The organism is Streptosporangium nondiastaticum (assembly GCF_003011965.1).
In the GTDB taxonomy this organism is placed as follows: domain Bacteria; phylum Actinomycetota; class Actinomycetes; order Streptomycetales; family Streptomycetaceae; genus Streptomyces; species Streptomyces nondiastaticus.
The window spans coordinates 1-10232 of the sequence record NZ_PXWG01000191.1; the positions used below are offsets into that span (position 1 = coordinate 1).

Below are 10232 nucleotides of genomic sequence, written 5' to 3' on the forward strand. Positions count from 1 at the left end.
TGGGTGGTGAGTTGAGGGGAGGCACGGGTCCCCGGTGCCGACGGGGGTGCGGCACCGGGGACCCGGCGCAGGGCCCGGCCGGGGGGAGGCCGGCCGGACCGGTCGGGGGAGGTCAGCCGAATCGGCCGGAGTGGGTGAGCCGGATCGGCCGGGGCGGATCCGGGTGGATCCGGGTGGATCCGGGGTGGATCAGCCGGTCCGGCCGGGCCGGCTCGATCCCTGGGCCACCGCGGCGAGTTCGTCGAGGTCGTACGTGGCGCGCCGGGCGGTCCCGTAGCGGGTGATGCGCCCGCGGTGGGCCCACTGGCGGATCGTGCCCTCGGTGACGCCGAGGGCGAGGGCGGCGACGTTGGTGGGGACGCGGCGGGCGCGCTGGGCGGGGGTCATACCGCCGCCACCTCCTTCTTGAACCGCGGGTCCGCGAGGCGGAGCCACATGCTGGGGGGAAGCGAGTGGCCCGCGTCGCAGACCAGTCCGCGCAGCGCCGAGGCGCTGCCGATGGAGGAGATGGAGACCGTGCCGTGGCAGCCCGGCTCGGGGCAGTCGCCGACGGGGGTGGGCTCCACGGGGTCGGGGTCGATCACGCGGCGCAGGCTGCCGGCGAGCTGCATGATCTCGTCGGCGGCCGCGCCGGCGGCCGGGTGACCGGCCAGCCAGCCGAGGTGCGCGCCGAGGAAGGCGGCGAGCGCCGGCACGGTGCGCGGGGGGAGTGCGGTCAGCCGCCGCTCGTCGGCGACGAGGCCCGCCCACTCCGCGAGCGTGCCCAGGGCCTGCTCGCGGACGTCGGCGGTGCGGGGGTCGATCGGCAGGCGGCGCTTGCGGCTTCCGGAGACGCGCGGTGACATCCAGGCCCTGCCCTCGCCGGCCAGTTCGTGCTCGCTCTCGGCGAAGAGGCCGGGGAGCTCGGCGAGCTGGCCGGCCAGCCGCTCCGTACAGGGGCGGCAGAGCCCGGCGCCCGTTCCGGCGCCCGTTCCGGCGCCCGTCCCGGCGGGCCGGGAGTGCGGGTGGGAGCCGCGGCGGGCGTGGTCCGCCTCGTCGCGGCGGCACCGGGGCGAGGCGCAGCGGGGGTCGGCCTGTATCGGGGTGGTCACCAGTCCCATCTCCTGTTCATCCACTGTTAAATACCCTCCCGAAGGAATGTTTTTTGCTGGTGGAGATCCCATAGGGAGGGTTGAGGGAAGTGAGCGATGGACGCAATCGGCGTCGGGGTCCAGAAGACACAGTGGCTCGCGAAGAAGCGTGACACAGGTGTCGCGGCGAGCGCAAGCCCTGATTTTCCGAGCTCGTCGAAAGCGTCGTTGACGAGGCGTCATGCCTGGTCAGCGGCCGTCCGGCCGTACGGGCAGGGCGGGTTGGGGGTGCGGACTGAGCAGGTCGAGGAGCATCGCCCAGTCCTCCTCCAGGGCCGTCAGGCGGTCGTCGAGGGGTGCCGCGCCGGGTGCGTAGGGCGCCCCCCAGGCGACCGCGAGCAGCAGTCGGACGATGCGGTCGGGGGTGTACGAGGGCAGGAGCGTGCCCTCCTCCTGGCCGCGGTGCGCGAGGGCGGCCAGGCAGTCCCGTATCTCCGTCAGGGCCCTCGCCCCCCGGTCCGTGGTCAGGCCGGCGTCGGCGAACAGCCGCAGCGCCGCCCGCATGCGCACGTCCGACTCCAGCCGGCGGGCCAGCCCCAGGGCTGCGGCGAGCAGGCCGGCGGGCGCCGGATCCCCCATGTCGCCCCAGGTTGCGCGCAGTTCGTCCCAGACGTCGGCGAAGTGCTGGAGCAGCGCGTTCGCCAGGTGTTCCTTGGACGGGAAGTGTGCGTAGAGGGCGCCCTTCGTCATTCCGATGCGGGTCGCCACGGTCTGCAGGGCGGTGTTGGCGTACCCGCGCAGGGTGAACTCCTCGGCGGCGGCATTGAGCACGTGCTCCCTGGTGCGTCGGGCGCGTTCCTGGATCACCGGTTCCTCCGTAGTGTTGGTGTGCGGTCCCCCGGCGGTTGGAAGAACATACCCCCTGGAAGGAATGTTTCCCCCTGCTCCGGCGCCGGAGCCGAGCCCCGGCCGCGGCATCGGAGGGAGCCCGGCCGATGCCGGAGGGGGTGCGGCCGACACCGGAGGGGAGCCCACCGGAACGGTCGACTCCCCTCGGTTGCGGCGCGGTTGTGCCGCGCCGGTCGCGCGGTCACGCCCGCAGGGAGTAGAACAGGAGCTTCCGGGTCTCTTCCCAGCGCTCCGCGATGTCCTTGCGGTGCGAGAGCACGTCGGAGATGTGCTGCACGCCGAAGAACGACGACACCAGCGTCCGCGCCGCCGCCTCCGGGTCGACGCCCTCCCGCAGCTCCCCGCTGTACTTCGCCGTCACCAGGAGCGACTGCAGCAGCTGCGTCCAGTCCACGTACGGGGTCGGCAACTCGGCGTCGATGTGCGGGCGTTCGAGCTGGAGCCGGGCGCCCGCCTGCATCACGGGGTCGTCGCGGAACGCCACCGCGGCGCGGTTGAGGATCTCCTCGGCGGACTCCATGGGGCTCAGCCCTTCCGCCTGCACCTCCTTCACCACCTTGGGCCAGCGCCCGTAGTGCTCCTCGACGATGGCGACGGCGAGGGTCTCCTTCGTGGGGAAGTGGAAGTAGACCGCGCCCTTGGTCATGCCCAGCCGGTCGGCGATGTGCTGCATGGACGTGGCGCGGAAGCCCTGCTGGGCGAAGAGCTGGGCCGCCACGTGCAGGGTCTGGGCCCGCGTGCGGACGGCCCGGTCCTGCTTGAGCTCGGCCGTGGCGCGGACGGAGGCCTTGCGCTGCTTGGTCGTCACACTTCTTCTCCTTCGGTGAGGCTGCGGAGCGGGAGGGTCCGGGGAAAAGCGTCAAGCCCCGAGCCTCTTCCTTGCAATATACCTTCCCGCAGGTATATTTTCCGTTCATCAAGCACTGATCGAGCACTGAGCGTCTGTACTTCTGTATGCCTGGAATGCCGTCGGCCGCGTCACCCGCGCCGGGCGCTCCGTTCAAGGGGGAGTTCAATCGTGCACGTCAACGCCGTTCCCGTATTCGTTCCCGCACCTGTTCCCACTGCCGCGCCGCGTCCGGTGGGCGCCGCCGCTGCCGGCGCAACCGCCCCCGGGGCGACCGCTGCTGGTGCGGCCGCCACCGTGACCGCCGGCATCGTCGAGTTCGCCCTCGGCGCCACCCGCCGCCTGAGCTTCGCGCCCGCCGTCGCCCGCCGTCTGGTGCACAAGGCCGCCGACAGCCAGGTCCTGCTCACCGACGCGCACCGGGTGGGCCGCGACCGCTTCCTCGTGGCGGCGTCCTGGGCCCCCGACCACCTGCTGTACTACCCGGGCCCGTCCGGGGCGGGCGACCCCACGCTGCTGGTCGAGTCGATGCGCCAGGCGGCGATCTACCTCTCGCACCGGTTCTACCGGGTGCCCACGGAAGACGTGCACTTCGTGCTGAGCCGGCTGAGCGCCGATTTCGCGCCCGGCGGCCTGCCGTACGACCCGGGCACCGAGCTGCCCGTGGTCATGGACATCAGCTGCGCGCGGACCACCGCCAAGCCGGGGCGCTTCGCGATGCAGCTGTCGGTCTCCCTTTACCTACACGGCCGTTGGTACGGGCGCGCCGACTTCCGCTGGGCGGTCCTCCCGCAGGCGAAGTACGACGTGCTGCGGCGGCGCAACAGCCCGGAGGCGGACGGGACGGCGGGTCCGCCGGCCGAGCGGGCGGGCCACGCGATGGGGGACGTGACGGGGGACGTGATGGGCGACTCGTTCGTCCTCCGGCCGGCCGCCGTGGGCCGCCGCCACCAGCGGGACGTCCTCCTGGCCGCCGACCCGAGGCTCCCCGCGGACACCTGGCGGCTGCGCCTGGACCGCAGCCACCCCGTTCACTTCGACCACGACTGCGACCACGTGCCGGGCATGGTGCTGCTGGAGGCCATGCAGCAGGCCGCACACGCCGCGTACGTAAGGGAGTTCGGCCCGCTGGCCCGGCTGGCGCCGCGCGTGCTGTCCTCGCTCGACACCGAGTTCCGCTGCTTCGGCGAGCTCGACCGCCCCGTCGACATCGTGGTCGGCGAGATGCGGGACGCGGGCCGGGCCCGCGCCGGCTTCGAGGTCTCCGCCGTGCAGGGCGGCCGCTCGCTGGCCGGCGCCCGCTTCATCAGCGCCGCGCCGTCCTGGTCGCTCCTCTCGGACCTGGAGGCCGTCTCGTGCTGAGCCCCGCGGCGCCGACTCCAGCGGCTCCGTCCCCCGCGGCCGTGTCCTCTGCGGCCGTGTCCTCTGCGGATGTGTCTCCTGCGGCTCCGGCCCCCTCGGCCTCGCTCGTCCCCGACGTCGTCCTGACGGCCGCCGACCTGGGTGCCCAACTCTCCGAAGAACACTGCCGCTTGCCCGGCGAGACGGCAGACGCCCTGCGGGACGCGGGCTTCGCCCGGCACTTCGTCCCGCGGTGCTACGGCGGCAGCGAGGGCACGTTCGCCGAGTTCCTCTCGGCGACCGCAACGGTCGCCGCTGTCTGCGCCTCCACCGCGTGGTGCGCGGCGCTGTTCGCGGCCCACGGGCGGCTCGCCTCGTACCTCCCCGAGCGGGCCCGGCAGGAGCTGTGGGGCGAGGGTCCCGACGTACGGATCGCCGCGTCCGTCATCCCGCCGCAGGGCCGGGCCACCGCCGGCGAGGGCGGCTGGCGCCTGGACGGCAGCTGGTCGTACGCCAGCGGGATCGACCACGCCGAGTGGGTGCTGCTCGCGGGCTTCACCGAGGGCGCCGCCGGCAAGGAGCACCGGATCTTCGCGGTGCCGCGGGCCGAGGTGACGGTGCTCGACACGTGGCGGCCGCTCGGGCTGCGCGGTACGGGCAGCAACTCGGTCCGCGCGGACGGGGTGTTCGTGCCGGAGTACCGGACCTTCACCCTGGACCGGCTGCTGCGCCCGCTGCCGGGCGGCGGGCGCTGTCACGGCGTGCCGTTCCCGATGGTGGCGGCGCTGCAGTTCGCCGCGCCGCTGCTCGGTGCGGCGGAGGCCGCGCAGTCCCTGTGGACCGCGGCCACGGCAGGGCGCCGGCGGGTCGACGGCCGGGCCGCGGCCCTGACGCCCGCCGCCCGGCACCTGGCGGCGGAGTCCTCGGCGAAGATCAAGGCGGCGCGGCTGCTGCTGGCCGAGGTGGCGCACCGGGCGGACACGGCCGAGGCCACGCCCGCGGTGGTCGCGGAGTGCCGGCGGGACGCCGCCATGGCCGCCGCGCTGTGCGCGGAGGCGGTGGACCGGCTGTTCCACGCGGCGGGCGCGGGTGCCCTTGCCGAGGGCAACCCCCTGCAGCAGAAGTGGCGCGACGTCACGGCCGCCGCCGCCCACGCGACGCTCTCGTTCGACACGGCCGCCGCGGCCTACGCCGACGCGGTCTTTCCCGATCCCGAGGGGCCCGATCCCGAGGGGCCCGATCCCGAGGGGCCCGATTCCGATGAGCCAGAAAAGGGGGCCGACGGTTCATGACCACGAGGCCGGTGGCGTTCTTCGACGTCGACGAGACGCTGATCAGCGGCAAGAGCATGCTGCTCTTCCGTGACTGGTGGGACGCCCTCCACCCGCGGGGCGACCGGCCCTGCGCCCTGGAGGGCAAGGACCGGAGCGAGCTGAACCGGGCCTACTACCGGCGCTTCGCGGGCGTTCCCGTGGCGGAGCTCCAGAGCGCGGGCCGCGAGTGGTACGGCGCGTACCGCTCGGACCCGCGGGCCTTCGTCCTCCCCGCCGTCACGGCGCTGCGCCGCCACCGGGCCCTGGGCCACCTGACCGTCCTGGTCTCCGGCTCCCTCTGGGCGGTCCTCGCCCCGCTCGCCGCCGACCTCGGCGCGGACCGGATCCTCTGCGCGTCCCAGCGCGTCGACGACGACGGCCGCCTCACGGGCGAGATCGTCCGCCCCGTGATCGGCCCGGTGAAGGCGGAGGCCGCGGCGGTCCTCATGGCGTCGGCCGGCGCGGCCCCGGAGGACTGCTTCGCCTACGGCGACCACGAGAGCGACCTGCCGCTGCTGCGGTCGGTCGGCACGCCGGTGGTCGTCGGCGACGACCCGGTGCTGACGCAACACGCGGTACGGGACGGCTGGTTGCGGCTTCCGGCGGAGACGGGGGCGCTGCCGCTGGCGGCGGTGGGGTAGAGGTATGCGGCGCCCGAGGCCCGCCGGGACGCCCGCCCCGCCCTCACTCGCTCACTCGTCCACCACCAGCCGGTACCCCCGCTTCGGCACCGTCCGGATCAGCCCCGCGTACGCCCCGAGCGCGCCGCGCAGCCGCCCCACCGCCGCCTCCACGGCGTGTTCGTCCGCCCTGGCGCCCGCCCACACCCGCTGGAGCAGGTCGTTCCGGCTGAGGACCCGGCCCGGGCGGACGGCCAGGGCGCGCAGGACCGCGGCCGGGACCGGGGGCAGCCAGATGGCCTCCTCGCCTGCGAGGAGGGCGTTTCCCTGGAGGGCGAGGGGGCGGGGGCCGGCGCACAGGATCCGGCGGTCGCGGTCCGGGAGGGTGTCCGTGAGGGTGCGGACGAGGGCGCCGAGCCGGCCGCGTTCCGGCCAGGTCGTCGTGACGCCGACGTCCTCCAGGGGGCGGGCGCACAGCGGGCCGACGCAGAACGGCAGGACGTCTCCCCGCAGCGCGGCCAGGACCTCCTCGTACAGGCCGGCCGCCTGCGCGGACTCCAGGAAGAAGACGATGGCCGGGGCGCTGGTGAAGGTGAGGGCGTGGACCTCGCGCCGTACGGTCTGCTCGACGAGGCGCCGCACGGCGTCGGTGTCCTCCGGCGGCGTCCACCGGTAGACCGGCACGTCGATGACCTCCGCGCCGCGCTCGCGCAGCGCGTCGGAGAAGCCGTCGAGGGGCACGCCGTGCTCCTGGACGGCGATGCGGCGGCCGGTGAGGTCGCGGGCGAGGAGCCAGGTCAGGAGTTCGCCGGTGGCTTCGGAGCCGGGCGAGTACGCCTCCTCCAGGCCGCTGGCCCGCACCGCGCCCGTCGCCTTGGGCCCGCGGCTGAGGACTTCGGCGCCCCGGCAGGCGGCGGCGAGCCCCGCCCCGTGTCCCCAGCCCTCCGCGGCGCTCATCCAGCCCCGCCAGCCGACGCCCGTCGTGGCGACGACGTAGTCGAGCGGGGCGGTGAGGCAGCGTTCGGTGGCGCGGCGCAGCGCCACGTCGTCGTCGAGCGGAAGGATGCGCATGGTGGGCGCCTCGATCACCCGGGCGCCCCTGCGCCGGAGCAGCGCCGTGAGCTCGTCGCGCCGCCGGTCCGCGGTCACTCCGACGACGAAGCCGGTGAGCGGTCCGGTGTCAGCGCTGGTCGTTCCCATGCGCGCATGGTCCGGCGGCGGGGTTTCGGCGCCGTTGCGCCCCCGTCACACAAGCGTTAGGGAAAGCTTCTGGCGCGTTACGGCAGATGTCGTCGTGCCTGCACCGCCCGCCCGGCCGTGTGAACGGCTTGTATCGGGCAGGCAACACCGGCGACCTCGGCACGTAACGCCATCGGGCGAACCTCGGTGGCATGACGACCTCCGGCTCCGGCTCCGGCACTGCCACCGGCACCGCCACGGACACCCACTGCCCGTACTGCGCCCTGCAGTGCGGCATGCGGCTGCGGCCGGGCGCCGGGGCCGAGCCCGCGGAGGTCCTGGAGCGACCCGACTTCCCCGTCAACCGGGGCGCCCTGTGCGGCAAGGGGCGCACCGCCGCCGCGGTGCTGCGTCCCGGCGTGCGGCTCACCGAGCCCCTCGTCCGCGAGGACCGCGGCGACCGGGATTCGCCCCTGCGCCCGGCCTCCTGGGACGAGGCCCTCGACCGCGTGGCGGCCGGCCTCACGCGGGCGCGGCGCCGCCACGGCGACGACGCGGTCGGCGTCTTCGGCGGCGGCGGACTGACGAACGAGAAGGCGTACCTGCTGGGCAAGTTCGCGCGCGTCGCGCTCCGCACGCCGCACATCGACTACAACGGCCGCTTCTGCATGTCGTCCGCGGCGGCCGCGCACCGCCGCGCGTTCGGCATCGACCGCGGCCTGCCGTTCCCGCTCGCGGACATCGCCGGTACGGACTGCGTGATCCTCGTCGGCGCGAACCCGGCCGAGACGATGCCCCCGGCGCTGCGCTACTTCCGCGAACTGCGCGAGAACGGCGGCCGGCTGATCGTCGTCGACCCGCGCCGCACGCGCACCGCCGAGCAGGCCGACCTGCACCTGCAGCCCCTCCCCGGCAGCGACCTCGCCCTCGCGCTCGGGCTGCTGCACCTGCTGATCGCCGACGGCCGGGCCGACAAGGACTTCATCGCCCGCCGCACGACGGGCTTCGCACAGGCGCGGGCGGCGGCGATGGCGCACTGGCCGCAGCGCGTGGAGCGGCTGACGGGTGTGCCGATGCCCCAACTGGCGGCGGCGGCCGCGATGTTCGGGGAGGCGCCGCGCGGCATGGTGCTGACCGCGCGCGGGCCCGAGCAGCAGAGCAAGGGCACGGACACCGTGAGCGCGTGGATCAACCTGTGCCTGGCGGCCGGCAAGGCGGGCCGCCCCGGCTCCGGGTACGGCTGCCTGACCGGCCAGGGCAACGGCCAGGGAGGCCGCGAGCACGGCCAGAAGGCCGACCAGCTCCCCGGTTACCGCTCGATCACCGACCCCGCGGCCCGCCGCCACGTCGCCTCCGTCTGGGGCGTCGACCCCGGCGCCCTGCCCGGGCCGGGCCGCAGCGCCTACGAACTGCTCGACTCGCTCGGCACCGACGGCGGCGTCCGCGCGCTCCTCCTCATGGGCTCCAACCCGGCCGTCTCCGCCCCCCGCGCCGCCCACGTCAGCGAGCGGCTCCGCGCGCTCGACCTCCTCGCCGTCGGCGACGTCGTCCTCTCCGAGACGGCACGGCTCGCCGACGTGGTCCTGCCGGTCACCCAGTGGGCGGAGGAGACCGGCACGACCACGAACCTCGAAGGCCGCGTCATCCTGCGCCGCAAGGCCGTCGACGCCCCGCCGGGCGTGCGCAGCGACCTCGCCGTCCTGCACGGGCTCGCCGCCCGGCTGGGCGTGCCCGAAGGCTTCCCCGAGGACCCCGAAGAGGTCTTCGAGGAGCTGCGGCGCGCCTCGGCGGGCGGCCAGGCGGACTACGCGGGCATCAGCTACGGCCGCATCCGCGCCGAGGACGGCGTCTTCTGGCCCTGCCCGGCCCCGGACCACCCCGGCACGCCCCGCCTCTTCCTGGACCGCTTCGCCACGCCCGACGGCCGGGCGCGGTTCGCTGCCGTGACGCACCGGCCCGCCGCGGAGGAGCCCGACGGCCCCGACGGCGCGTACCCGCTGTACCTGACGACGGGCCGCGTCGTCGGCCAGTACCAGAGCGGCGCCCAGACGCGGCGCGTCGACGAGCTCAACCGCTCCGCGCCCGGCCCGTTCGTGGAGGTCCACCCGGTCCTCGCCCGCCGCCTCGGCGTCGCGGACGGCGAGCCGCTGGCGGTCACCAGCAGGCGCGGCCGGGCGGTCGCCCCGGCCCGCGTCACGGACACCATCCGGCCGGACACCGTCTTCATGCCCTTCCACTGGGGCGGGGACGGCCGCGCCAACTCCCTCACGAACCCGGCCCTCGACCCGGTCTCCCGGATGCCCGAGTTCAAGGTGTGCGCGGTACGGGTGGAGCCTGCGGCCGGCGAGCGGGGGAAGGGGGGTGGTGGCAGGGAAGCCGCGGAGCGCACGGGGCTCACGGAGCCCACGCAGCCCGTGCAGCGCACGGAATCCGCGGCCCGATCCGCCTCCGAGGAGCGCACCGGGCGCCGGACTGCCGCCGCCGGACGCACAGCGTCCGGACCTGCCGCCGTGCCGGGGCGGGCGTCATGACCCGGCGCATCGCCGTCGTCGGCGCGGGCATGGCCGCGGCCCGCTTCGCCGAGCGCTTCCAGGCCTTCGGCGGCGACGCGGAGGTCACGCTGTACGGCGCCGAGCCGCGCGCCCCGTACAACCGGGTGCTGCTGGCCGACGTCCTCACCGGCCGGTACGCCGCGGACGACCTCACGCTGCCGTCCGGCGACGCCCGGCTGCGGACGGGCTGCGAGGTGAGCGCGCTCGACACCGTCGCGCACACGCTGCGGCTGGTGGACGGCGAGGACGTCCCGTACGACGAACTGGTCCTGGCCACGGGCGCGGAGCCGGTGCTGCCGGAGGGCGCGGGCGTCGCGCACACCCTGCGGCCGGCCGACGGCGGGCACGTCCCGTACGACGAGCCGGCCCCGGCGGCCGGCGTCGGGCCCGTCGCCGCCCGC

General features: G+C 75.3%; 10 protein-coding genes. 5 read left to right on the forward strand and 5 right to left on the reverse strand.

Features of this window, described 5'->3' with window-relative positions; genetic code table 11:
• Nucleotides 1-189: 189 nt before the first annotated feature.
• The 4 genes from B7P34_RS33335 to B7P34_RS33350 form a co-directional block, all read right to left on the reverse strand.
• Nucleotides 190-387: a hypothetical protein gene (locus tag B7P34_RS33335; RefSeq protein WP_106681907.1), complete on the reverse strand. Its 198-nt coding sequence runs from the start codon at nucleotides 385-387 to the stop codon at nucleotides 190-192.
• Nucleotides 384-1091 carry an OvmZ protein gene (locus B7P34_RS33340; protein ID WP_146167003.1) on the reverse strand — a complete coding sequence of 236 codons (708 nt, stop codon included), beginning with the start codon at nucleotides 1089-1091 and terminating at the stop codon, nucleotides 384-386. The genes B7P34_RS33335 and B7P34_RS33340 overlap by 4 nt, the downstream gene beginning before the upstream one ends.
• A 228-nt stretch (nucleotides 1092-1319) precedes the next feature.
• A complete protein-coding gene (locus B7P34_RS33345; protein ID WP_189383251.1) occupies nucleotides 1320-1937 on the reverse strand; it encodes a TetR/AcrR family transcriptional regulator in 618 nt (205 codons plus the stop codon).
• 223 nt (nucleotides 1938-2160) lie between these two features.
• On the reverse strand, nucleotides 2161-2787 hold the full coding sequence (locus B7P34_RS33350; RefSeq protein ID WP_223268493.1) for a ScbR family autoregulator-binding transcription factor: 627 nt from the start codon (nucleotides 2785-2787) through the stop codon (nucleotides 2161-2163).
• 336 nt (nucleotides 2788-3123) lie between these two features.
• Here B7P34_RS33350 and B7P34_RS33355 point away from each other — a divergent pair, with 336 nt between their 5' ends.
• The 3 genes from B7P34_RS33355 to B7P34_RS33365 are packed head-to-tail and all read left to right on the forward strand — an operon-like array spanning nucleotide 3124 to nucleotide 6121.
• Nucleotides 3124-4188 (forward strand): ScbA/BarX family gamma-butyrolactone biosynthesis protein, encoded by a 1065-nt coding sequence (locus tag B7P34_RS33355; protein WP_189383252.1) that lies wholly within the window; start codon nucleotides 3124-3126, stop codon nucleotides 4186-4188.
• Between the two features lie 56 nt (nucleotides 4189-4244).
• The gene (locus B7P34_RS33360) at nucleotides 4245-5459 is read left to right on the forward strand and encodes an acyl-CoA dehydrogenase family protein (protein ID WP_146167004.1); all 1215 of its coding nucleotides are present in this window, start codon (nucleotides 4245-4247) and stop codon (nucleotides 5457-5459) included.
• Nucleotides 5456-6121 (forward strand): HAD family hydrolase, encoded by a 666-nt coding sequence (locus B7P34_RS33365; RefSeq protein ID WP_106681913.1) that lies wholly within the window; start codon nucleotides 5456-5458, stop codon nucleotides 6119-6121. Before B7P34_RS33360 ends, B7P34_RS33365 begins: the two co-directional genes overlap by 4 nt.
• A 51-nt stretch (nucleotides 6122-6172) precedes the next feature.
• Here the strand turns inward: B7P34_RS33365 and B7P34_RS33370 are convergent, their stop codons facing one another.
• Nucleotides 6173-7300 carry a uroporphyrinogen-III synthase gene (locus tag B7P34_RS33370; protein ID WP_106681914.1) on the reverse strand — a complete coding sequence of 376 codons (1128 nt, stop codon included), beginning with the start codon at nucleotides 7298-7300 and terminating at the stop codon, nucleotides 6173-6175.
• A gap of 191 nt (nucleotides 7301-7491) precedes the next feature.
• On the opposite strand from B7P34_RS33370, the gene B7P34_RS33375 reads away from it, so the two are divergent.
• Both B7P34_RS33375 and B7P34_RS33380 read left to right on the forward strand, forming a co-directional pair.
• Nucleotides 7492-9810 carry a molybdopterin oxidoreductase family protein gene (locus B7P34_RS33375; RefSeq protein WP_106681915.1) on the forward strand — a complete coding sequence of 773 codons (2319 nt, stop codon included), beginning with the start codon at nucleotides 7492-7494 and terminating at the stop codon, nucleotides 9808-9810.
• A partial coding sequence (locus B7P34_RS33380; protein ID WP_189383253.1) for an FAD-dependent oxidoreductase occupies nucleotides 9807-10232 on the forward strand: 426 nt, incomplete at its 3' end. The genes B7P34_RS33375 and B7P34_RS33380, both read left to right, overlap by 4 nt.